General features: G+C 57.5%; 15 protein-coding genes, 3 rRNA genes and 2 riboswitches. Of the genes, 14 read left to right on the plus strand and 4 right to left on the minus strand.

The window, feature by feature from the left end; translation table 11 throughout:
• Nucleotides 1-21 precede the first annotated feature (21 nt).
• Nucleotides 22-915 (plus strand): succinate--CoA ligase subunit alpha, encoded by an 894-nt coding sequence (gene sucD / locus JDEN_RS03370; protein ID WP_015770964.1) that lies wholly within the window; start codon nt 22-24, stop codon nt 913-915.
• Nucleotides 916-1135: 220 nt separating this feature from the next.
• Nucleotides 1136-2737 carry a methyl-accepting chemotaxis protein gene (locus JDEN_RS03375; RefSeq protein ID WP_015770965.1) on the plus strand — a complete coding sequence of 534 codons (1602 nt, stop codon included), beginning with the start codon at nt 1136-1138 and terminating at the stop codon, nt 2735-2737.
• A gap of 33 nt (nt 2738-2770) precedes the next feature.
• On the opposite strand, the gene JDEN_RS03380 is transcribed toward JDEN_RS03375, so the two are convergent.
• Nucleotides 2771-5185 carry a glycogen/starch/alpha-glucan phosphorylase gene (locus JDEN_RS03380; RefSeq protein WP_015770966.1) on the minus strand — a complete coding sequence of 805 codons (2415 nt, stop codon included), beginning with the start codon at nt 5183-5185 and terminating at the stop codon, nt 2771-2773.
• A 488-nt stretch (nt 5186-5673) separates the two neighbouring features.
• On the opposite strand from JDEN_RS03380, the gene JDEN_RS03385 reads away from it, so the two are divergent.
• From JDEN_RS03385 to JDEN_RS03400, 4 genes are all read left to right on the plus strand, one after another.
• A 16S ribosomal RNA gene (locus tag JDEN_RS03385) occupies nt 5674-7219 on the plus strand.
• Nucleotides 7220-7572: 353 nt separating this feature from the next.
• A 23S ribosomal RNA gene (locus JDEN_RS03390) occupies nt 7573-10678 on the plus strand.
• Nucleotides 10679-10772: 94 nt separating this feature from the next.
• Nucleotides 10773-10889: ribosomal RNA gene (rrf, locus tag JDEN_RS03395) — 5S ribosomal RNA — on the plus strand.
• Together the 16S, 23S and 5S rRNA genes form the textbook arrangement of a ribosomal RNA operon.
• Nucleotides 10890-11025: 136 nt before the next feature.
• Nucleotides 11026-12408: a cell division protein PerM gene (locus JDEN_RS03400; RefSeq protein ID WP_015770967.1), complete on the plus strand. Its 1383-nt coding sequence runs from the start codon at nt 11026-11028 to the stop codon at nt 12406-12408.
• Here JDEN_RS03400 and JDEN_RS03405 read toward each other — a convergent pair.
• Entirely contained in the window at nt 12405-12908 is a 504-nt protein-coding gene (locus tag JDEN_RS03405) for a hypothetical protein (RefSeq protein ID WP_015770968.1), read from the minus strand. The genes JDEN_RS03400 and JDEN_RS03405 overlap by 4 nt on opposite strands.
• Before the next feature lie 106 nt (nt 12909-13014).
• On the opposite strand from JDEN_RS03405, the gene purN reads away from it, so the two are divergent.
• Nucleotides 13015-13692: a phosphoribosylglycinamide formyltransferase gene (gene purN / locus JDEN_RS03410; RefSeq protein WP_015770969.1), complete on the plus strand. Its 678-nt coding sequence runs from the start codon at nt 13015-13017 to the stop codon at nt 13690-13692.
• Nucleotides 13693-13696: 4 nt separating this feature from the next.
• Nucleotides 13697-13783: riboswitch (ZMP/ZTP riboswitch) on the plus strand.
• Between the two features lie 19 nt (nt 13784-13802).
• A complete protein-coding gene (gene purH / locus JDEN_RS03415) occupies nt 13803-15446 on the plus strand; it encodes a bifunctional phosphoribosylaminoimidazolecarboxamide formyltransferase/IMP cyclohydrolase (RefSeq protein WP_083775100.1) in 1644 nt (547 codons plus the stop codon).
• Between the two features lie 89 nt (nt 15447-15535).
• On the opposite strand, the gene JDEN_RS03420 is transcribed toward purH, so the two are convergent.
• Entirely contained in the window at nt 15536-16849 is a 1314-nt protein-coding gene (locus JDEN_RS03420; protein WP_015770971.1) for an FAD-dependent oxidoreductase, read from the minus strand.
• A gap of 92 nt (nt 16850-16941) precedes the next feature.
• Nucleotides 16942-17075, plus strand: a riboswitch (FMN riboswitch).
• A 126-nt stretch (nt 17076-17201) separates the two neighbouring features.
• On the opposite strand from JDEN_RS03420, the gene ribD reads away from it, so the two are divergent.
• From ribD to JDEN_RS03450, 6 genes are all read left to right on the plus strand, one after another.
• A complete protein-coding gene (gene ribD / locus JDEN_RS03425; RefSeq protein ID WP_049754413.1) occupies nt 17202-18287 on the plus strand; it encodes a bifunctional diaminohydroxyphosphoribosylaminopyrimidine deaminase/5-amino-6-(5-phosphoribosylamino)uracil reductase RibD in 1086 nt (361 codons plus the stop codon).
• Nucleotides 18280-18912 carry a riboflavin synthase gene (locus JDEN_RS03430; RefSeq protein ID WP_015770973.1) on the plus strand — a complete coding sequence of 211 codons (633 nt, stop codon included), beginning with the start codon at nt 18280-18282 and terminating at the stop codon, nt 18910-18912. The genes ribD and JDEN_RS03430 overlap by 8 nt, the downstream gene beginning before the upstream one ends.
• Complete coding sequence (gene ribB, locus JDEN_RS03435) at nt 18909-20144, plus strand: 3,4-dihydroxy-2-butanone-4-phosphate synthase (protein ID WP_015770974.1); 1236 nt, start codon at nt 18909-18911, stop codon at nt 20142-20144. Before JDEN_RS03430 ends, ribB begins: the two co-directional genes overlap by 4 nt.
• Nucleotides 20145-20153: 9 nt before the next feature.
• Nucleotides 20154-20627 (plus strand): 6,7-dimethyl-8-ribityllumazine synthase, encoded by a 474-nt coding sequence (gene ribH, locus JDEN_RS03440; protein WP_015770975.1) that lies wholly within the window; start codon nt 20154-20156, stop codon nt 20625-20627.
• Nucleotides 20624-20926 (plus strand): DUF3017 domain-containing protein, encoded by a 303-nt coding sequence (locus JDEN_RS03445; RefSeq protein WP_015770976.1) that lies wholly within the window; start codon nt 20624-20626, stop codon nt 20924-20926. Before ribH ends, JDEN_RS03445 begins: the two co-directional genes overlap by 4 nt.
• A 115-nt stretch (nt 20927-21041) precedes the next feature.
• Nucleotides 21042-22262, plus strand: a complete 1221-nt coding sequence (locus tag JDEN_RS03450; protein ID WP_015770977.1) for an NADP-dependent isocitrate dehydrogenase — start codon at nt 21042-21044, stop codon at nt 22260-22262.
• A gap of 55 nt (nt 22263-22317) precedes the next feature.
• On the opposite strand, the gene JDEN_RS03455 is transcribed toward JDEN_RS03450, so the two are convergent.
• Complete coding sequence (locus tag JDEN_RS03455) at nt 22318-23046, minus strand: TetR/AcrR family transcriptional regulator (RefSeq protein WP_041287800.1); 729 nt, start codon at nt 23044-23046, stop codon at nt 22318-22320.
• Nucleotides 23047-23142 lie beyond the last annotated feature (96 nt).

The following is a 23142-nucleotide window of genomic DNA, read 5'->3' on the forward strand; positions in this document are numbered from 1 at the left end:
TCCGTAGGAGAACGACACACCATGGCAATCTTCATCAACAACGACTCACGCGTCATCGTTCAGGGAATGACCGGCGCCGAAGGTCATAAACACACCACACGCATGCTTGCCAGCGGAACCACAATCGTTGGTGGGGTCAACCCCCGTAAAGCAGGGACCTCCGTTGAGTTCCCCAGCCCACACGGATCCGTGGAAATCCCAGTATTTGGAACCGTGCGCGAAGCAATGGATGCAACGGGAGCAGACGTCTCCGTCATCTTCGTTCCCCCCGCCTTCACAAAAGCAGCCGTGAACGAAGCGATCGACGCCGGTATGCCCCTCACCGTCATCATCACTGAAGGTGTGCCTGTCGCCGACACCGCTGAATTCCACACGCGGGCACAACACGCCGGTGTGCGTCTCGTCGGCCCCAACTGCCCGGGCATCATCAGCCCAGGACAATCCAACGTGGGAATTATTCCCGCGAACATCACCGGTCGTGGCCCCATCGGTCTCGTTTCCAAGTCTGGAACGCTGACCTATCAGATGATGTACGAACTGCGGGACTTCGGTTTCTCCACGGCAATTGGAATCGGCGGCGACCCCATTATTGGGACCACGCACATTGACGCGCTCGCCGCGTTTGAAGCAGACCCCGACACCGAAGCTATCGTCATGATCGGTGAGATTGGTGGTGACGCCGAGGAACGTGCCGCAGCCTACATCTCAGAACACGTGACAAAGCCCGTTGTTGGCTACGTTGCTGGTTTCACCGCTCCTGAAGGAAAAACGATGGGACACGCCGGGGCGATCGTTTCAGGGTCATCAGGAACCGCATCGGCAAAGAAAGAAGCGCTCGAAGCTGCCGGGGTGCGGGTGGGTAAAACCCCATCAGAGACAGCCGCGTTGATGCGTGACATTCTCACCAAGAAATAGCCTTCTCCTCGCCGTGCTCGCGACACTGAGGCCCACAGGCTACCTGCCTGTGGGCCTCAATATGTTCCCGGACATCTCAACGAGTGAGACCTTTGTCCTTGCGTGACGCGAAAAAACAACTTTACTCGTGGCAATACTGTCAAGGACGCCACCCACCGGTCGAAAGAGTAAGTAACCCCGGCGGCCGGGGGAAGGGGGATACACGCACCGGGAGAAAACTATGTCGCGCATAGGCTCGCTAACCATCGCCAAAAAACTGACCGTCCTCCTTGTCTTGACAGCTCTTACACTGATCGCACTCACACTGATTTCCGTGACCGTCACTCGCGAACGCATCTACACTGAGCGCGAGGACGCTACCAGAGCGGTCGTTGAAACGGCGTGGGGCATCGTTAATTCATACGGAGAACAGGCAAAAGCTGGCACACTGAGCCAGGAAGAAGCGCAACAACAAGCGCTTGCTGTCCTGGAAGGATTGCGCTACTCAGGGGAAGAATACTTCTGGGTCAACGACATGAACCCCACCATGATCATGCACCCCTTCAAACCTGAACTCAACGGTTCCGATCTCTCCGGTAACGCGGACCCAGACGGGAAGCTCCTCTTCGTTGACATGGTCGATGTCGTCTCGGCGAACGGCGAAGGGTTCGTGAACTATCAATGGCCAAAACCAGGAGTCGACGCACCACAACCCAAAGTGTCGTACGTTAAAGGGTATGAACCCTGGGGGTGGATTGTCGGTTCTGGAGTCTACGTTGACGATGTCAACGCCGCTGTCATGAGAGACGGAGGGCTCCTCATGGCCGCGGCCGCTGTGCTTGTCGCACTCGTCGGCGCCGTCACTCTGGGGGTGAAGCGTTCTATTGTGCGTCCCATCAACACCGTGACCGCAGCGCTGCGTAGTTCAGATGTCACCACCCGACTCGACGTCGGAGCAAGCCGTACGGAACTAGATCACCTCGCACACGCTCTCAACGGAATGCTCGATCGAACTACAGACATCACCACCGGTGTTGCACAAGCCGCCCACGGAATTGACGCGGCCGCAGCGCAACTTGCGCAATCAAGCGAAGAAATCGCGCGAACCGCACACGACTCGGCAACCCGCACCACACAAGTCACCCAAATGTCCCACCGTGTGTCTGAAGGAATCTCCACTGTCGCTGCGGGAGCTCAACAAATGGGAGCGTCCATTGCAGAAATCTCCCGTGGCGCCAACGAAGTGTCTGCGATGGCATCCAACGCTGTTGCTTCCTCACAGTCAGTGACCACGACCGTCACCGAACTCGGTGAATCCTCCGCCGCGATTAACGATGTGGTGCGAGCCATCACATCGATTGCGGAACAAACCAACCTGCTCGCCCTCAACGCCACTATCGAAGCGGCCCGAGCCGGAGACGCCGGGAAAGGGTTCGCCGTGGTCGCATCAGAAGTCAAAGATCTCGCCCAAGAAACAGCGCGCGCAACGGGCGATATCACCTCACGCGTGGAATCGATCCAAGCTGCGGTCGAGAAAGCTGCACAGAACATCGCAGACATCACGCAACTGGTGATCTCGATCAATGATCACCAAACTACGATCGCGGGTGCGGTCGAGGAACAAACAGCAACCACTCATGAGATTGTTACCTCGGTGACAGCAATCTCAGAAGCAAGCCACAATATGACGAGCGCCCTGGAAGCTGTCAGCGAAGCAACTGACCTGTCCACGTCTGAGGCAGAGCGTGTCCGTAGCGCGGCTAGCCAACTGCTCACAACAGCCGGGGACCTCCAGGCCAGTTTGTCCGTATTCACGACAGCGACGCACTCGAGTAACCAGTAACGACACCTGCGATGCCCGGCGCCCCATCAGGTTCTACTTGGTGGGGCGCTGCCATACTCGCGTTTGGTAGTCGCGAATCGACCGGTCAGAGGAAAAGAACCCAGTACGCGCCACGTTGAGAATAGCGCTGCGTGTCCACTGATCTGGGTTGGCGTAGTGACGGTCGACGGCTTCTTGGCACCGTGCGTAGTCCTCGTAATCCGCGAGAGCCATGAACCGGTCGTTCCACAGCCAGTCGGATACAAGCGACTCGTAACGCCCAGGTTCAGAGGGGCTAAAAGCTCCTGACGAGATGGTGTCGATGGCCAAAGCAAGATCAGCAGATTGCTCATAGACAGTGTGGGGGTGGTAGCCGTCGCGTTGTCGTTGGACAACGTCAGGTTCTGTCATTCCAAACAAGAAGAAATTGTCTGGGCCAACGAGTTCACGGATTTCCACGTTAGCGCCGTCCAGCGTGCCAATAGTCAACGCACCGTTCAGCGCAAATTTCATGTTGCCTGTTCCCGACGCTTCCTTGCCGGCTAACGAGATTTGCTCAGACAGATCTGCGGCAGGGATCGCGGTTTCTGCGAGTGTGACGTTGTAGTTAGCTGGAAAGGCAATGCTTAAGTAGGGGCGAATCTCGTCGTCCGCATTGAGCGTTGTGGCGACAGCGTTGATGAGCGAAATCGTTTCCTTGGCAAGCCGATACCCGGGGGCCGCCTTTGCACCGAAGAACACAGTGCGTGGGGTAACCGTTGCAAGGTCAATCAGTCCATTCTTCATTTTCGCGTATTGGGTAATGACATGCAGAATTCGCAGTGACTGCCGTTTGTACTCGTGGAGACGTTTCACCATGACGTCGAGCATGGCGTTGGTGTTGAGTTCGATCCCATCACGATTAGCAAGCGTGCGAGCAAGTCGTTCTTTGTTGTTGTGCTTGACTTCCCGGAAGGCTGCGATGAAGGCGGGGTCATCGACGTGGTCCTCGAGTCCACGCAGGAGATCAAGGTCCTTGAGCCACCTGTCACCAACATTGAGGGTGTCAGAGATGAGGCTGGCTAGTTCAGGATTTGCCAGTGCGAGGAAGCGCCGCGGTGTGACCCCATTGGTGACGTTGGTAAAACGATCCGGCCAATACGATGCGAATTGTGCCAATACCGAGGTGCGCAGAAGCTCTGAATGAAGTTCTGCTACCCCATTGACTGTGCGGGATCCGACTGTTGCTAGGTGTGCCATACGCACCGCGCGAACCGGGTGTTCTTGGATGAGGGACATTGATCGAACGCGGAGTTCGTCCGCCCCGGATCGGCGGAGGTCATCGAGGAAGTGGTGGTTGATGGCGAAGATGATCTCAAGGTGCCGTGGCAGAAGCGGCCCCAGGATGTCAAGTGGCCATACTTCCAGGGCTTCAGGAAGGAGTGTGTGGCAGGTGTAGTTGAAGGTCTGTTGGGTGATGTGCCATGCGTCATCCCAGCTCAGGCCGTGCTCATCGAGGAGAAGTCGCATGAGCTCAGGAATGGCGATGACGGGGTGTGTGTCGTTGAGCTGGATGGTGACGGCATCAGGGAGAGTGTGGAGCGAGCGTCCGGCCTTGAGGTGTCTGGTGAGCAGGTCATGGAGGGACGCTGCCGCGAAGAAGTACTGCTGGGTCAGACGAAGTGTGCGTCCTTGGGGAGTGGAATCTTCGGGATAGAGGACGTGTGAGATTGTTTCTGCGTAGGTGCGTGCAGCGACTGCTTTTTCGTAGTCTCCTGAGTTGAATATGGTGAGGTCGAAGGCATCTGTTGCTCGTGCACTCCATAACCTCAGGAGATTGACAGTGTGGGACTTGTATCCGGGAACGAGGTAGTCACAAGGAATGGCAAGGACGTGCCGTTCGGGTACCCAGCGTCGTGTTGTGTTGTCACCGTCAACGTGTCCACCAAGATGGACTGTGACTGCGCGTTCTGGATGGCTGATCTCCCATGGGCTTCCGTGAGCCAGCCAGGTGTCTGGTTGTTCGTGTTGATTTCCGTCCTGAAATGTTTGTCGGAAGATGCCATAGTCGTACCGTATTCCGTACCCTGTGGCGGGGATCTCCAGGGTGGCGAGGGAATCCATGAAGCAGGCAGCAAGTCTTCCTAGTCCGCCGTTACCGAGGCCTGGTTCGACTTCTCGGCTGGTGATGTCGTCGAGTGATAGACCTAGGGAGGCGAGGGCCTCTCGAGCTGTGTCGGTGAGTTCAGTGGCGAGGAGTGCGTTGCGGGTTTGGGTACCCAGGAGATATTCGGCGGACAGGTAGGCGACGTGTCGTTGCGGTGTGGTTGACGGATTGCCGTGGGTGGTCTGCCACGTGTCGATGAGTTCGGCTCGTACTGTGTGGGCGAGTGCGGTACGCAGGTCGACGTCGCTAGCGCTGTGGAGGTCGACTCCGCGGAGATGACGCAGTGTGGTGGTGAAGCGGTCGGCGAAGTGTGTGGCGTCCATGTCAGTCCGTTTCGCTGTGGGGCGGGCAAAGGGGGAGCGCGATACTGCCGCTGGTTGCGATGCTACCGGTTGGAGGCTCACGGCACCTGGGTTCTTTGACTGTCGATGCGTGGGCGGTTTAGTAGGCGGGGTCCGTTCGCCTGTGGTTGGCGTCACGTGGCGCGGGTTTGATTTCGGTGCTGGGAGTGGGTAGTGTTTTCATTCGTTGGCCTGCACGGCAGATAGCGAATAGTTATCTGGTTCGGGTTCTTCTCCCTGATGATTGTCCTGCTGTTGTGGTGGGGTGGTTGTTGTGGGTTTGTGGTTTGTTATCTCAATAGTGTGTTTTGTAGTTGTTTTGTTTGTTGTCTGGCTGCCTTGTTTGGTGGTTGGATTTTTTTAGTCAATTTTGCGATGGCTGCCTGTTTGGGTGGTTGTTGTGGGGTTGGGATTTTCTTTGTATGGATGAGGGCTGGCTGCCTTGTTTGGTGGTTGGTTTTTGTTTGGTTTTTATGGAGAGTTTGATCCTGGCTCAGGACGAACGCTGGCGGCGTGCTTAACACATGCAAGTCGAACGATGATGACCGGAGCTTGCTTTGGTTGGATTAGTGGCGAACGGGTGAGTAACACGTGAGTAACCTGCCCCCTTCTTCGGGATAACCATTGGAAACGGTGGCTAATACCGGGTATGACATCAGATCGCATGGTTTGGTGTGGAAAGGTTTTTTCTGGTGGGGGATGGGCTCGCGGCCTATCAGCTTGTTGGTGGGGTGATGGCCTACCAAGGCTTTGACGGGTAGCCGGCCTGAGAGGGCGACCGGCCACACTGGGACTGAGACACGGCCCAGACTCCTACGGGAGGCAGCAGTGGGGAATATTGCACAATGGGGGAAACCCTGATGCAGCGACGCCGCGTGGGGGATGAAGGCCTTCGGGTTGTAAACCCCTTTCAGTAAGGAACAAGGCCATGATTGTTGTTGTGGTTGAGGGTACTTGCAGAAGAAGCGCCGGCTAACTACGTGCCAGCAGCCGCGGTAATACGTAGGGCGCAAGCGTTGTCCGGAATTATTGGGCGTAAAGAGCTCGTAGGCGGTTTGTCGCGTCTGTCGTGAAATCCCGATGCTTAACGTCGGGCTTGCGGTGGGTACGGGCAGGCTGGAGTGCGGTAGGGGTGACTGGAATTCCTGGTGTAGCGGTGGAATGCGCAGATATCAGGAGGAACACCGATGGCGAAGGCAGGTCACTGGGCCGTTACTGACGCTGAGGAGCGAAAGCATGGGGAGCGAACAGGATTAGATACCCTGGTAGTCCATGCCGTAAACGTTGGGCACTAGGTGTGGGGATTGTTCCACGATTCCTGTACCGTAGCTAACGCATTAAGTGCCCCGCCTGGGGAGTACGGCCGCAAGGCTAAAACTCAAAGGAATTGACGGGGGCCCGCACAAGCGGCGGAGCATGCGGATTAATTCGATGCAACGCGAAGAACCTTACCAAGGCTTGACATACGCTAGATCGCTCCAGAGATGGGGTTTTCCTTTGGACTGGTGTACAGGTGGTGCATGGTTGTCGTCAGCTCGTGTCGTGAGATGTTGGGTTAAGTCCCGCAACGAGCGCAACCCTTGTTCTATGTTGCCAGCACGTAATGGTGGGGACTCATGGGAGACTGCCGGGGTCAACTCGGAGGAAGGTGGGGACGACGTCAAATCATCATGCCCCTTATGTCTTGGGCTTCACGCATGCTACAATGGCCGGTACAATGGGTTGCGATACTGTGAGGTGGAGCGAATCCCTAAAAGCCGGTCTCAGTTCGGATTGGGGTCTGCAACTCGACCCCATGAAGTCGGAGTCGCTAGTAATCGCAGATCAGCAACGCTGCGGTGAATACGTTCCCGGGCCTTGTACACACCGCCCGTCAAGTCACGAAAGTTGGTAACACCCGAAGCCGGCGGCCTAACCCCTTTTTTGGGGAGGGAGTTGTCGAAGGTGGGACTGGCGATTGGGACTAAGTCGTAACAAGGTAGCCGTACCGGAAGGTGCGGCTGGATCACCTCCTTTCTAAGGAGTAACACGTTCCCCTTTTTTTGTGTGATGGGTTCCCTTTGTTGTGAAGGGGGCTGGGCACGGGGGTTTGTGGTTGTGGAAAGCAAACATTTTTGTGATGGCTATGAGACACACTGTTGGGTTATCGGGTCGCAAACCTGGTTGTTCCCTGCTTTGCCTGGCTTCATGTCATGTCTTGTTGTTTGATGTGATTGTGGTTGGGTGTGGGTGGGGGTTGGTTTGTGGTTGGTTGTCTGCCTTGTGTGGTTGCGCTTTGTGGTGTGGCTGTGTGGGGTGGGTTTGTTGGTTGTGAACTGGATAGTGGACGTGATGATGCATCTTTGTGTGTCTGTAATGTTTTTTTGTTGTTGTTAGTGTTTTAGAGCACATGGTGGATGCCTTGGCATCAGGAGCCGATGAAGGACGTGGTAGCCTGCGTTAAGCCTCGGGGAGTTGGCAAACAAGCTGTGATCCGAGGGTGTCCGAATGGGGAAACCTACCTGGAGTTATGTTCAGGTGCCGTCGTTTGAATGTATAGGACGATGGGTGGGAACGTCGGGAAGTGAAACATCTTAGTACCGACAGGAAGAGATATTCCGTGAGTATTGGCGAGAGAAAGCGGATGAGGCTAAACCGTGCGTGTGTGATACCCGGCAGGGGTTGCGCGTATCGGGGTTGTGGGACCTTTCGTTTCTAGTCTGCCGGCTAGTTGCAAAGTGAGAAAGTCATTGTGTAGGTGAAGCTGGTGGGAAACAGCGGCGTAGAGGGTGAGACCCCCGTAACTGAAACATGGTGGCCTTTGTGTGGAGTGTTCCCAAGTAGCACGGGGCTCGAGGAATCTCGTGTGAATCTGGCAAGACCACTTGCTAAGCCTAAATACTCCCTGATGACCGATAGCGGATAGTACCGTGAGGGAATGGTGAAAAGTAGCCCGGGAGGGCAGTGAAATAGTACCTGAAACCATGTGCTTACAATCCGTCGGAGCCTCCTTAGTTGGGGTGACGGCGTGCCTTTTGAAGAATGAGCCTGCGAGTTAGTGCTCAGTGGCGAGGTTAACCTGTTGGAGGGTAGCCGTAGCGAAAGCGAGTCTGAATAGGGCGTTTTTAGTCGCTGGGTCTAGACCCGAAGCGAAGTGATCTACCCATGGGCAGGTTGAAGCGCGGGTAAGACCGTGTGGAGGACCGAACCCACCTAGGTTGAAAACTGGGGGGATGACCTGTGGGTAGGGGTGAAAGGCCAATCAAACTTCGTGATAGCTGGTTCTCCCCGAAATGCATTTAGGTGCAGCCTTACGTGTTGCTTGCCGGAGGTAGAGCTACTGGATAGCCGATGGGCCCCACCGGGTTACTGACGTTAGCCAAACTCCGAATGCCGGTAAGTGTAAACGTAGGAGTGAGACTGCGGGGGATAAGCTTCGTAGTCGAGAGGGAAACAGCCCAGACCACCAGCTAAGGCCCCTAAGCGTGTGCTAAGTGGGAAAGGATGTGTGATTGCCCAGACAACCAGGAGGTTGGCTTAGAAGCAGCCACCCTTGAAAGAGTGCGTAATAGCTCACTGGTCAAGTGATCGCGCGCCGACAATGTAGCGGGGCTCAAGTACACCGCCGAAGCTGTGGCATGACATCCCTTTGTGGGTGTTGTGGGTAGGGGAGCGTCGTGTAGATGGTGAAGCTGCCGGGTGACCGAGTGGTGGAGACTACACGAGTGAGAATGCAGGCATGAGTAGCGAAAGGCGGGTGAGAAACCCGTCCGCCGAATGATCAAGGGTTCCAGGGTCAAGCTTATCTGCCCTGGGTTAGTCGGGACCTAAGGCGAGGCCGACAGGCGTAGTCGATGGATAACGGGTTGATATTCCCGTACCGGCGAAGCACCGCCCAACACAAAACCATAATGATCGTTGCACCACGGGCATTGATGCTGTGGGATTCCCCTTGTGGGGGTTCTATGGTGTTGGTGCGTTGTGCTGGGACGTGAGTGTGGTGGCGTGAGCGTATTAACAGGGGTGACGCAGGAAGGTAGCCAAACCGTCGCGATGGTTGACGACGGCCAAGACTGTAGCACGGGTATTAGGTAAATCCGGTACCCATGAAGGTGTGAGAGTTGATGGGGTTAAGTTGGTGATCCTCTGCTGCCTAGAAAAACCTCGACGCGAGGTGTTAGCCGCCCGTACCCGAAACCGACACAGGTGATCAGGTAGAGAATACTAAGGCGACGAGAGAATCATGGTTAAGGAACTCGGCAAAATGCCCCCGTAACTTCGGGAGAAGGGGGGCCTGCCCCGTTGCCAGCCCGTGCGGTTGGTGTAAGCGGGTGTAGGCCGCAGAGACCAGAGAGAAGCGACTGTTTACTAAAAACACAGGTCCGTGCGAAGACGTAAGTCGATGTATACGGACTGACGCCTGCCCGGTGCTGGAAGGTTAAGAGGATCGGTTAACCACCTTTGGTGGTGACGCTGAGAATTTAAGCCCCAGTAAACGGCGGTGGTAACTATAACCATCCTAAGGTAGCGAAATTCCTTGTCGGGTAAGTTCCGACCTGCACGAATGGCGTAACGACTTCTCTGCTGTCTCAACCATGAACTCGGCGAAATTGCATTACGAGTAAAGATGCTCGTTACGCGCAGCAGGACGGAAAGACCCCGGGACCTTTACTATAGCTTGGTATTGGTGTTCGCTTCAGTTTGTGTAGGATAGGTGGGAGACTAGGAAACCCGCGCGCCAGCGTGGGTGGAGTCAACGTTGAAATACCACTCTGATTGAATCGGATACCTTAACCTCGGACCCTGATCGGGTCCAGGGACAGTGCCTGGTGGGTAGTTTAACTGGGGCGGTTGCCTCCTAAAGAGTAACGGAGGCGCTCAAAGGTTCCCTCAACCTGGTTGGCAATCAGGTGGCGAGTGTAAGTGCACAAGGGAGCTTGACTGCGAGACTGACAGGTCAAGCAGGGACGAAAGTCGGAACTAGTGATCCGGCCATGGCTTGTGGAAGCGTGGTCGCTCAACGGATAAAAGGTACCCCGGGGATAACAGGCTGATCTTGCCCAAGAGTCCATATCGACGGCATGGTTTGGCACCTCGATGTCGGCTCGTCGCATCCTGGGGCTGGAGTAGGTCCCAAGGGTTGGGCTGTTCGCCCATTAAAGCGGTACGCGAGCTGGGTTTAGAACGTCGTGAGACAGTTCGGTCCCTATCCGCTGCGCGCGCAGGAAACGTGAGAAGACCTGTCCCTAGTACGAGAGGACCGGGACGGACGAACCTCTGGTGTGCCAGTTGTACCGCCAGGTGCACGGCTGGTTAGCTACGTTCGGAAGGGATAACCGCTGAAAGCATCTAAGCGGGAAGCCTGCTTCAAGATAACGTTTCCAACAACCACTTGGTTGTGAAGGCACCCACCAGACCAGTGGGTTGATAGGCCGGACGTGGACACGCAGTAATGCGCGGAGCTGACCGGTACTAATACGCCAACCACTAACACACCACACAAACACACCTGCACACCACGTCCACTACCCGGTTCACCACCCACAAACCACCAACCACCACACCACACGGTTCAGTGGCCCACACAACTCGCGGTCGTCATAGCGGCAGGGAAACGCCCGGTCCCATCCCGAACCCGGAAGCTAAGCCTACCAGCGCCGATGGTACTGCACCCGACAGGGTGTGGGAGAGTAGGACACGACCGCAACACCACCACAAAAAGGGTGGGGTACTCGCAAGGAAACCTTGCCAGTACCCCACCCTTTTCCCATACCCACAACAACACCACACCACCCAGCGTGTAACAAGAACACCACCCCAACACCCCTCATACAATAAACACCATGACAACCCCGCGGCGCTACACCAGTCGGCCCCACAAAACAGGAGACGTCACAGGCGACAACTCTGTCCCAACCAGCGACACTCGCCGCCCAGCGCCCACACAGCAGAAACGCTCTCTCAACTCGCGCAAGACCACGACAAGTACGCACCACGCTGACACGCGTCACGCCGACCAACAGCAAACAGACCTCTGGCGTAGCCTCTTGGCGGGGGTCCAAAGCTATCTGTTCACTGTGCTACTCGTTGTCATACCTGTGGTCGCGACCGTCACAATCTCAACAACACTCCTTGATCAAGATGCCCAGATCGGTTCCGCTATCCACTCAGGATTTATGGTGTGGTTACTCGCCCATGGTCATCACGCCACAATCGCAGACGCCACACTGTCGTTGATCCCCTGGGGACTGACAATCGTGATGATGCTTGCCGCACGCGCCTCAGCGCGACGCACCGCAACACCACAATGGCGTAGCGGTGTTGTGTACACCGCAACCTACTCGATGCTCATGGTGATCACCGCGATCATTGTTGGAGTTCCAGGGACAGGATGGCTGCGCTCGCTCGTCCTCACGTTGGTTTTCGCCCTGGGAACATGGCTGTGGGGTGTGCATAAACCTGGGCAGCCAGTGATCCTCCCCACGCAGTTCGTCCAGACAGTCCGTGCGATCCCGTGGTGGGTCCGGCACGCGGTCCGGACCGGGACGATTGTGACGACCGGGCTCATGATCTTGGGTGCCGTGGTGACATGTGTGTGGCTGTATACGTCACGTGATGCGATGGCCCAAATACTTGGGCAATGGACCCTGGATGCGCCGAGCGGAATCGCTTTAGGGGTCACGCAAGCACTGTACGTACCCACGGTGATTGTGTGGGCAACCGCGTGGAGTGTAGGAGGCGCATTCACGCTTGGCAGCCACACCCACTTTTCGTTTCACCACGTTGCGGGAGGGCCAGTGCCAGCGCTTCCCATGCTCGGTGCGACACCAACAGAGCCTGCGTCGACCCTCACCGTCTGGCTTTTGGCGTTCATTGTTCTTGTATGGTCAGCGGTCGTCGGGTGGAACGCGGTCTCGCGGCTGAAGTCCGCACGGTGGAGTACTGTCGTGGCGATGCCAATTCTCGCCAGCGGGACCGCGATGGTGTTGTTGGCTGCACTGTCGCTGATGACAGCGGGAAGTATAGGACCTGGTGTTCTTGCGCGCGTAGGTGTTGACCTTGTGCCGACTGCCCTGGCCGCTGCTGTCTTGCTTGTCCCCGCGCACTTCCTTGGTGGGTTACTCGGCTCCCGGCTGGTACGCCGTCACATCACAGCATGGGGTCGATCGATGCGTGGGCGCCGTCAACAAGATGCTCCGTCCCCGGAAGACCATGTGGCCTCCTAGTTGGTTGAGGAGGGGCGCGACAGGAACGACTGTCCGTACCGTTCAGTGAGCGCATCTTCATACTCGTGGTCACAAGCCCGGGTTGCCTGGTTGGTGACTGCCTCGTTGTGACACGTTTGGTATGCCATTTCAATGTCCCACCGTGTCAACGATAAGGCGACAGATAAAGTGAGGAAAATGCTGAGTCCAGCCCCGACCCACACGGGAATCTGTTGACCTTTTGGGGTCTGAAGTGTAGAGCCGAGTTGGATTGTTCGAACGGCGGCGACAGTTCCCCACAGCCCAAAGATGATCGCTGTTGCACGCAGTGGTAGGGGCATCATCGATGTGAGGAGTGTGGCAAGCATCAACGTTGCTGTCAGCGTTGTGCGGGAAGACAGTCGTTTGAGTTCGTCAGGGCGTGGTGGTTCAGGGGCGGGGTCTGTGTGCTGTGGTGGTGGACTGTGGTCGCGACGGCGTTCTACCTCGTCCTTGCTGGGGACATGAAAGGGATTGCTCATTGTTCCATTGTCCCTCACACCCAGGATCGTCGCGGTGCCCTTGTGATAATGTCACGTCCGGGGAATCGCCCCAGAGGTTTCATGAACTGTGGGAAAGTGAGCTGACATGTCCACTGGTGAGACATCACCACCATTACAGGCGGCCAATGTCTTCTCAGACGAACGAACACGGGTTGTTCTGCTTGCGTCAGGAAGTGGAACGAATGTGAGGGCTCTACTTGACGCGCAACGCCGTGACGATTTCGGTGCGCGCATCGTTGCTCTTGTCACTGATCTTCCTGGGACAGGCGCAGAAAGGCACGCGCATAATCATGGAGTGCCAGTCACTGTAGTGAACTTTCGTGACTACACCGAACGTGTGGCTTGGGATCGGGCGCTGCGTGAAGCAGTGTCTCAGTACAACCCCGATTTCGTGGTCTCTGCTGGTTTTATGCGGATTCTTGCCCCCACTTTTGTGCAAGCGTTCCCTCACCGTATTCTCAACACCCACCCGGCGCTATTACCTGCTTTCCCGGGGGCACATGGTGTTCGAGATGCGCTTGCGTACGGAGTGAAGGTCACTGGATGCACCCTTCATGTGGTGGATGAAGGGACGGATACTGGGCCGATCATTGCGCAGGTCGCTGTTCCCGTCAATAGTGATGACACAGTTGAGACGTTGCACGAGCGGATCAAGGTGCAGGAGCGGGAGATGCTCACCCGGTGGGTGTCAGACATTGGGCACCGTGGGCTTGTGGTGACTGGGCGTCACGCCGGTCTTGGGGCGAACGGCTCCGGCGTATAGACTGTGTGGTGGTGACAACTGGCGAGGGTGGAATTAACCACCGGGGAGTGACCGCGAACCTCATTGCGCGCCGCCCGCCTGGGTGCGAGGTCGTCTAAATCTGTGCCCCTATGGGCGCAATCGTGATCGACCTGTCTGCCCGAGGAGTAGTTGTGTCTGCTGTGTCATCTCCCGTTTCGTCGTTGCCTCTTGATTCTCGCCGCCCAGTGTCTCGTGCCCTTATTTCGGTGTACGACAAGACTGGGTTGGTTGACCTGGCTACTAGTCTGCATGAGCGTGGCGTCGCTATTGTCTCTACTGGTTCCACTGCAGCCACGATTGCTGGCGCAGGCATTCCGGTGACCGCTGTTGAGCAGGTGACGGGTTTCCCTGAATGCTTGGAAGGCCGTGTGAAAACGCTGCATCCGCGGGTGCATGCTGGAATTCTTGCTGATATGCGTAAACCTGATCATGCGGCTCAGCTGGATGAGTTGGGTGTTGAACCGTTTGATCTTGTTGTGGTGAACCTCTACCCGTTTACACAGACTGTTCAGTCGGGTGCCAGCCCAGATGAATGTGTGGAGCAGATTGACATTGGTGGTCCGTCAATGGTTCGCGCAGCGGCGAAGAACCACCCGACGGTTGCTGTTGTGGTGGACCCGGCTCGCTACACCACAGTGATTGATGCTGTGGACAATGGTGGTTTTACCTTTGCGGAACGCCGGATGCTCGCAGCAGACGCGTTTGCTCATACTGCTGCGTATGATGTGGCGGTTGCGTCGTGGTTCGCGGACCAGTACACGCCAGACGATGCGGCTGTTGCCTCTGGTCGTGGCGTGGTCACTGGGGGTGTGTGGCAGCGTTCAGCAGTGCTGCGGTATGGGGAGAACCCGCATCAGCGCGCGGCACTGTATCAGGATGGAACTGCCAGTGGGGTTGCTGGTGCGACGCAATTGCACGGCAAGGAGATGAGCTACAACAACTATGTCGACGCTGATGCGGCGTGGCGTGCGGCGTTTGATCATGATGAACCTGCGGTGGCAATCATCAAACACGCGAATCCGTGTGGGATCGCAGTGGGAGCGGATATTGCACAAGCACATGAGCGTGCGCATGCGTGTGATCCGGTGTCGGCTTTTGGTGGTGTGATTGCCGCGAACCGTCCGGTCAGTGTTGCTGCGGCTACACAGATTTCACAGATTTTCACCGAAGTTGTCATTGCTCCCGGGTATGAGCAGGGGGCACTGGAGGTGTTGTCTGCGAAGAAGAACATTCGGGTGTTGACTGCCCTGGAGCCGCAAGTCGGCGGAGTGGAGGTGCGTCCGGTTTCTGGTGGTGTGTTGGTCCAGGACCGCGATGCGATTGATGCGCCTGGTGATGCGGTGGAGAACTGGACGTTGGTGTGTGGCGAGCCAGCTGATGAGGGAACCCTCAATGATTTGCGGTTTGCGTGGCGTGCGGTGCGGGCCGTGAAATCGAATGCAATTTTGTTGGCCGCTGAGGGGGCATCTGTGGGCGTGGGTATGGGACAGGTGAACCGTGTTGATTCGTGCCGACTTGCTGTGGAACGGGCTGGTGAGGACCGGGCGCGGGGTGCGGTGGCTGCGTCGGATGCATTCTTCCCGTTTGCTGATGGTGTGCAAGTCCTCATTGATGCCGGGGTGCGGGCTGTGGTTCAGCCGGGTGGTTCTGTGCGTGATGAGGAAGTGATTGAGGCTGCACGTGCGGCTGGAGTGACCATGTATGTCACGGGAACTCGCCACTTCGCCCACTAAACGTGGGGTGGGGTCGTGGTTTTCCCATGATGGAGCAACGATGGGGCAGTGTCTGTGGATGCTGCCCCATCGTGCTGTCTGGGTTTGGGTTATGGGTGGGTGCGCAGTGTTTTGAGGGGCACTGTTGTGTCGGTGAGGGATGCGCTGTTGACGTGGGTGGGGCCGTGCGCGAGGAGTTTGCGGGCACCTGCTGTGTCACGGGGAGAGTTGACAATGAGGACTGCGGTGAGGAGCGCATCGTCAGTGTGGTAGAACGTGACCCATGAGGTGGCGCTGTAGACGCGGGTGGTTGTGGTGTGGTCCTGGTGGGGCACCCCAAACACGTCGATGTGGTGTGGGCCGATTCGTGAGAACGTGTGTGGCGCGGGACGTGGGATGGGTGGGGGCTGCTCATTGTTGTCGCTGGCGATGATTGCGGCGGCGAGAAGGGTGGGGGCGGTGAGTGCTGTCATCCAATGCCCTGGGGTGATGGCGCCCCAGTGGGGGTCAGCCCAGGTGGCGCAGTCACCGACGGCGTGAAGGCCTGGCAGTACCTGCCCGTTGATGGTGACCTGACCGTTGTTGTTTGCGGGGATGGGGGAGCCGGGCGGTAGGGGGGCCGCCTCAGGGAGGGTGGTGAGTAGTTCCGTGTGTGGTGTGGCGCCGAGTGCGGCGACCACGACGTCGTAGGAGGCCTGCCATGATGGGCCGTGCGGGGGTTGTGCGGTCACGCGTGTGCGGTCGTGGTCGTGGGTGACGTTTGTGATGACGGTTGATGTGTGGATCGTGATGTTGGGAAGGAGCGTGCTGATTCGTGCGCCGTGTTCTGCTCCGAGCTGAGCGGCGAGGAGAGTTGGTGCTGCTTCGTAGATGGTGATGGTGTGGCCGTGAGCGTGGAGGTGGGCTGCGAGTTCTATCCCGATCCAGCCGCCTCCAATGATGGCAACGTGTGCGGGGGTGGTGAGTGCGGCGCGTAGGCGGGCGGCGTCGTCGAGGGTGCGCAGCGTGGCGACTGACTCCCATGCGGGTGGGGTGATTGCCGATGCGCCGGTCGCGAGAACAACGTGGTGCGCGTCCCAGCATTCCCCGCCTGTGGTGGTCACCTGCCAGCGTGGCTCTGGATGTGGCGGCGGGTGGTGGGCTGTTGCCTGCGGGTGCACAGGTATGGCGGTGAGAGTGAGGGCGCGAGTGTTGTGGGCGATGGTCGTCGCTGCGGCTGGGGTGTTCAGTGCGAGGTCCTCATCGAGGAGTACTGCTTCGGGGTGGGTGAGGAGGTCTTTTGACAGTGGTGGGCGGTCGTAAGGTGGAGTGTTTTCTCCGTTGAGGAGAGTGATGGACCCGGTGTGGCCAGCGTCGCGCAGGCAGTGAACGGTCCGGATACCGGCAAGACCTGCCCCGACAACCAGCACATCAGTGAACGTCATACAGTGACTATAGGCAGGGCTGAGGCGGGGATGGTTGCGCTCGTGACGAAAACCACGACAACGACCTGATGGGGCGTGCCATAATGAGGCATACGCAATTCCGGGGTCGGTGAAAGTCCGAGCCGGCGGTGATAGCCCGCGACCCGAACGAAGGCGATGCCTTTGTTCGGTTGAACCAGTGAAATTCTGGTGCCGACAGTAAAAGTCTGGATGGGAGGAAAGGCGTGGCTTCACGTGGTGATGCCGGACAGTATCTGCTGTGTGGTGTGCCGTGCCGTGCTGCACCCTGATGGGGTGCACGGTGTTGTGAGCTGATCCCTCCCATCTCTGGCTGATGGTGGGAAGGTGAGAGGTGGATCAGGCAACACGGTGGATGAACGTGGCCCTTGAGCAGGCCGCACGCGGTGTGCGGGGGGCGAACCCTCTGGTTGGGGCTGTCATTGTTGATGAACACTCAGGTGACGTCGCTGTAGGGCACCACCGCGGCCGCGGGACAGCTCACGCTGAAGTTGATGCTCTTCGTTGTGCTCGTGATCGTGGTCTCCGTCTTGATGCTGCGACCATGTATGTCACGCTGGAACCGTGTAATCACTATGGTGTGACTCCTCCATGTACGGATGCCATTCTTGACGCGGGAATCCCCAGGGTTGTCATTGCTGGTGAAGACCCCCACGATGTGGCTGCTGGTGGTGCACACACCCTTCGCGCTGCCGGGGTTGTGGTGGATATTGTCCCACTGGACGCAGCGGTGTCATTGAATGAGCGGTGGCTGACCGCGCAGCGTGAGCGCCGCCCCTTTATTCGGGCGAAGATCGCGCAAAGTTTAGATGGTTTCAGTGCCGCGCTGGATGGCACATCACAGTGGATCACTGGGCCGCAAGCACGAGAGTACGCACATAAGCAGCGGCACCTTGTTGATGCCATTGTGGTGGGGACAGGAACTGTTCTGGCCGACCAACCGACGTTGACTGCGCGCTATGACCCCGGTGGTGCCCAACCTTTACGAGTGCACATGGGGCATACCACCACGCCACCTGATGCGCCGATACGAGGCGCTGATGGCCGGTTTGTCCACCTGCCGACACATGACCCGAACCTGGCAGCGCATCAGTTATATGAGCGTGGTGCACGTGACATTCTCATCGAAGGAGGCCCCCGGCTGATCGGAGCGTTCCTCGAAGCAGGACTCGTTGACCTTCTCGAGGTTTATACCGCGCCCATGTTGCTGGGGGGAGGAACAACGAGTACGGCATTGTCTTCGGTGGCGTCGCTGGGTGACGCCCTGCGTTTTCTCCCTGACCCCATTGCGCAGCCGATGCGCCTCGGCGTGGATCTTCTCACTCACTACATTCCCCGCCACGATTCCGATGGACAGACCAACTCGGTTGACGCGGTGAACACACAGGCTGTGCCAGGAAAGGACAATACACATGTTTAGCGGCATCATTTCGGAAATGGGCGTCGTGTCCTCGGTGACGACTCGAGGAGATGGGGCAATCGTTGAGGTGCGCGCCCACGACATCCTCGAAGGTCTTCCACCCGGTGGTTCGCTGGCGGTCGATGGTGTCTGCTTAACTGCGCTCCCTGATGAGGCAGGTCGCGGTGTTTTCACCGCGGATCTGATGGGGGAAACACTGGCTCGAACAACCCTTGGGTCGCGGGGGGTGGGTTCCCGCGTCAACCTGGAACGGTGCGTAACGCCCACCACGCACCTTGACGGTCACGTTGTGCAAGGTCATGTTGACTCGGTTGGCACAGTGACCGCGCGCACTGACCATGGCGCATGGACAACCCTACGCTGCACGTTTGACCCAGTGTTTGCGCCACTTGTCGCCGAGAAGGGGTCTATCGCACTTAACGGGGTGTCCCTGACGATCACTGGGGTCAGCGAGCCCCATGAGACAAGCGCGTGGTGCGAGGTTGGTCTCATCCCCACCACAATGGCACACACCAACTTAGGCGATGTGCACATCGGTGATCACCTCAACCTAGAGTTTGATGTGCTTGCCAAGTACACCCAACGCATGCTTGCGTTTTCTGCTGCAACTGGAGTTGACCAGTGAACCTCGACCTCCACCCCATTGACCACGCGCTGACTCACCTCACCACTGGTGGAATGGTCATCGTGGTGGATGACGCTGACCGTGAAAACGAAGCGGACCTCATCATGGCGGCGCAAGACGCAACACCTGAGATGATGGCGTTCTTCATCCGCCACACCTCAGGGATGCTGTGCGCTCCCATGACAGCACACCGTGCTGACCACTTGGGGTTGCCACCCATGGTGGCAACAAACGAGGACCCGAAACATACTGCCTACACGATCACCTGTGACGCGGTCCACGGCACCACAACGGGGATCAGCGCTGCAGACCGTGCAACCACACTGCGGGTACTCGCAGACCGCGATTCCGAACCCAGCGACCTCACCCGACCAGGACACGTTCTTCCACTGATCGCCGTGGCAGATGGGGTTCTTGCCCGCAGGGGACACACAGAAGCGGCAGTTGACTTGTGTGAACTTGCAGGTAAAGAACCGGTTGGTGTGATCGCGGAACTCGTGGCCGACAACGGCGACATGCTCCGCGGCGATGCGCTCATGGATTTTGCTCACACATACTCGCTCCCCATCATCTCCATCGCTGACCTAGTGGCGTGGCGCACCAACGTCCAAGTCTTGCATGATATGCAGCCTGTACCCGAACAAACTCCCATGATCACCATGCCCACCCCGCATGGTTCAACCACCGTGCAAGCGTGGCGATTCACCACCCCGCGGGGTGACGTTGTTGAACACTTGACTCTCTCAACGTGGGCACCTGACATGGGCGTCATCCCTGACGTGCGTGTCCACTCCGAATGCCTCACCGGGGACGTGTTTGCCTCCCAACGCTGTGACTGTGGGGAACAGCTTGACCGCGCCCTGATGCATATTGCTACCCACCCTGGGATCGTTGTGTACCTTCGAGGTCACGAAGGCCGCGGAATTGGGCTGTTCGACAAAATCCGTGCCTACCACCTCCAAGACGAAGGGTATGACACCGTTGACGCGAACACCGCGCTCGGGTTTGCCCCAGATCAACGCACCTGGGAACACGCGGCGGCGATCCTCACCGCACTGGGGGCCAGCACCGTGAATCTCCTGACCAACAATCCTGCAAAGCAGCATGGGCTTGAAGCGCACGGAGTGACCGTGCAGGGCACGACGCGCATCGAATTACCCACCACGATCTACAACGCCGACTACATGCGGACAAAAAAGACCCGTATGGACCACCAACTCAACAACGTTTAGGAGCCTCACATGGCCGGACACGGTGCCCCCGATACCCGTATCACCCCCATCGAACAACCCACAAAAATTGCGATCATCGCTGCTCAATGGCATGACCAACTGATGACGCAGTTGGTGGAGAGTGCCAAGCGCTGCGCTGCGGATGCGACCGTGGACGCTGACGTTGTTCGCGTCCCGGGTAGTTTTGAGCTACCGGTTGTCGCAGCAGCGCTTGCGGACACCTATGATGCACTTGTCGTCCTTGGTGTGGTGATCCGTGGGGGAACACCACACTTTGACTATGTATGTCAGGGTGTGACACAGGGAATCACCCAGGTGTCGGTGACTACAGCAACGCCGATCGGTTTTGGTGTTCTCACCTGTGACACTGAAGAACAAGCATTCGATCGTGCCGGTGGCCCAGGAGCAAAAGAAGACAAAGGGTATGAAGCTACTGCCGCTGCTCTTCAGACGCTTCAGGCGTTGCGTACAGTTAAGGCATGAGTTCCTCACCACCTGTTGACACTGCCAAAGAACTGTCTGATCTGCGCACAACAACGATGTGGGTTGTGCTGGGAGCTGTTGCGGTGTGCACGCTGATCATTGCGTTTGTTAGTGCGCGTCTTGGTGTGTATGCGCTGGCGGGGTTGATGGCAATTGTTGGTACGGTGCGCCTCAGCGTTCCGGGGGCCCCCTTTGGCATTTCAGCGCGTTCTCGACTACTCGATGTCGTGTGGTGTTGGGGGATTGCTGTGTGTTTGGCTTTCCTTGCGACGTCGTCGTCAGCGATGCAAACACTGTAAGTGTTCATGAGCTGGAGGACGCTGCATTCGGTGCGCCTCGAAGATATCTTGATGTCAAGAAATCGGCTAAGGTGGACTATGGCAATACCCCCGGACCTCAAGGAGAGTTGCTCGCATGGGCAAGATCAAGGTTGTAAACCCGGTCGTCGAGCTTGACGGCGATGAGATGACCCGCATCATCTGGCAGTTCATCAAGGACCGCCTCATCCACCCTTACCTCGATATCGACCTCAAGTACTACGACCTGTCGATCCAAAACCGTGACGCCACCGACGATCAAGTCACCGTAGACGCTGCGAACGCCATCAAGCAGTACAACGTCGGTGTCAAATGCGCCACGATCACCCCGGACGAAGCCCGCGTGGAAGAATTTGGACTGAAGAAGATGTGGGTATCGCCCAACGGGACGATCCGCAACATTCTCGGTGGCGTGGTGTTCCGTGAACCCATCATCATTTCGAACATTCCCCGGTTGGTGCCTGGGTGGAACAAGCCCATCATCATCGGTCGTCACGCACACGGTGATCAGTACAAGTCCACCAACTTCAAGGTGCCTGGAGCTGGAAAAATCACCATGACCTTCGAACCGGCAGACGGCAGCGAGCCGCAGCAGTTTGACGTCGTCACCATGCCAGAAGAGGGCGGGGTGGCCATGGGGATGTACAACTTCAACGAGTCCATCAAGGATTTCGCGCGTGCATCGTTTGCTTACGGCTTGCAGCGCAACTACCCCGTGTACCTCTCGACGAAGAACACGATCCTCAAGGCCTATGACGGCCAGTTCAAGGACCTGTTCCAAGAAGTGTTCGATGCCGAGTACAAAGAACAGTTCGATGCTGCTGGTCTCACCTATGAACACCGTCTTATTGACGACATGGTCGCGTCGGCCATGAAGTGGGAAGGTGGCTACGTCTGGGCCTGCAAGAACTACGATGGTGACGTGCAGTCGGACACTGTTGCTCAAGGGTTCGGCTCACTTGGCCTGATGACGTCAGTGTTGATGACCCCAGACGGGAAGACCGTGGAGGCAGAAGCAGCCCACGGAACAGTGACCCGTCACTACCGTCAACACCAGCAAGGCAAACCCACCTCCACAAACCCCATTGCATCCATTTTTGCGTGGACCCGTGGGCTGATGCACCGTGGAAAGTTGGACAACACACCTGAGGTCGTGGAATTTGCGCAGACTCTTGAAGATGTTGTCGTGACGACCGTTGAGTCCGGCAAAATGACCAAGGATCTGGCGTTGTTGATCTCCAAGGATCAGGAGTTCCTGACTACTGAGGAGTTCCTTGCGGCGATTGATGAGAACCTGTCAGCACGTCTCGCTGGCTAGGGTTCGCCCCCATTGATGTGTGCCTGAGGGCCACCTGCTGTTGAGCAGGTGGCCCTCAGGCATGTGCGGTGGGGCGTGTGAGGGAACGCAACATGGTGGGCAGGAGCCGTTCGAGAAGTGTTGTGGCATCAGTGATGTGCCGATGAGGTGTGCTGTGGGGGAGCAGTTCGTTGCGCGTTGAGCGGGACAGGATCCCAATAATTCCCTCGACGAGGTCAACAGCAGGGACAACAGGTTCGAGGTCGAAGGACTCAAGGATGCTGTTGAGTAGGTCAACAAGTGCCGCTGAGAACGCTTGAGAATGAGCGGACAGTTCGGCGCTGGAATCTGGAAACCGTATTTCCACAGTGGAGAATTCGTTCCACAGCAAGTATCGGTCCCGATCGCGAGGGAGTACTTGGAGCATGACGTCGACAGCGCCGTCGATGGCATTGTCTTTCGTGATCTCGAGGGTGGACAGGATCGATTCGATGGTGTCGAGAGTGTGTTGCCATTCGAGGCGAGCGACCTCAGCGACGAAGTGGTCCATGTCGGTGAAGTTGGAGTAGAACGCACCTCGAGTAAATCCAGCCTCTTTAGCGAGATCCCCCACGGACACGCCGGCGACCCCCTTGTTGGCGATGAGGGTGCGCCCGGTTGCTAAGAGTGCTTGTTGGGTTAATGCGCGTCGTTCGGTGATATCGCTCGTGATGAGTTTCTCCACCGCCGCACGCCGACCGGAGATGTGTGTGGAGACAGCATGGCCCAGGGAGCGTGCAGGTGGGGTTCGCGGTGTCTTCTCCATCACATAAGGATACATGTCCGTATTGAACGGTTGTCGACCCACGATACAGGTGTGTATCGTCGGGGTTGGAAACGATACACACCTGTATCGAGCGCG

Source organism: Jonesia denitrificans DSM 20603, assembly GCF_000024065.1.
GTDB lineage: Bacteria > Actinomycetota > Actinomycetes > Actinomycetales > Cellulomonadaceae > Jonesia > Jonesia denitrificans.

What these genes read in the sequence shown, in the direction of transcription:
- JDEN_RS03420 (WP_015770971.1), bottom strand. Translation starts at nt 16,849, where the DNA reads ATGACGTTCACTGATGTGCTGGTTGTCGGGGCAGGTCTTGCCGGTATC.
- JDEN_RS03445 (WP_015770976.1), top strand. Translation starts at nt 20,624, where the DNA reads ATGAGTTCCTCACCACCTGTTGACACTGCCAAAGAACTGTCTGATCTG.
- JDEN_RS03375 (WP_015770965.1), top strand. Translation starts at nt 1,136, where the DNA reads ATGTCGCGCATAGGCTCGCTAACCATCGCCAAAAAACTGACCGTCCTC.
- JDEN_RS03430 (WP_015770973.1), top strand. Translation starts at nt 18,280, where the DNA reads ATGTTTAGCGGCATCATTTCGGAAATGGGCGTCGTGTCCTCGGTGACG.
- sucD (WP_015770964.1), top strand. Translation starts at nt 22, where the DNA reads ATGGCAATCTTCATCAACAACGACTCACGCGTCATCGTTCAGGGAATG.
- JDEN_RS03450 (WP_015770977.1), top strand. Translation starts at nt 21,042, where the DNA reads ATGGGCAAGATCAAGGTTGTAAACCCGGTCGTCGAGCTTGACGGCGAT.
- JDEN_RS03405 (WP_015770968.1), bottom strand. Translation starts at nt 12,908, where the DNA reads ATGAGCAATCCCTTTCATGTCCCCAGCAAGGACGAGGTAGAACGCCGT.
- purN (WP_015770969.1), top strand. Translation starts at nt 13,015, where the DNA reads ATGTCCACTGGTGAGACATCACCACCATTACAGGCGGCCAATGTCTTC.
- JDEN_RS03400 (WP_015770967.1), top strand. Translation starts at nt 11,026, where the DNA reads ATGACAACCCCGCGGCGCTACACCAGTCGGCCCCACAAAACAGGAGAC.
- ribH (WP_015770975.1), top strand. Translation starts at nt 20,154, where the DNA reads ATGGCCGGACACGGTGCCCCCGATACCCGTATCACCCCCATCGAACAA.
- JDEN_RS03455 (WP_041287800.1), bottom strand. Translation starts at nt 23,046, where the DNA reads ATGGAGAAGACACCGCGAACCCCACCTGCACGCTCCCTGGGCCATGCT.
- purH (WP_083775100.1), top strand. Translation starts at nt 13,803, where the DNA reads ATGGGCGCAATCGTGATCGACCTGTCTGCCCGAGGAGTAGTTGTGTCT.
- JDEN_RS03380 (WP_015770966.1), bottom strand. Translation starts at nt 5,185, where the DNA reads ATGGACGCCACACACTTCGCCGACCGCTTCACCACCACACTGCGTCAT.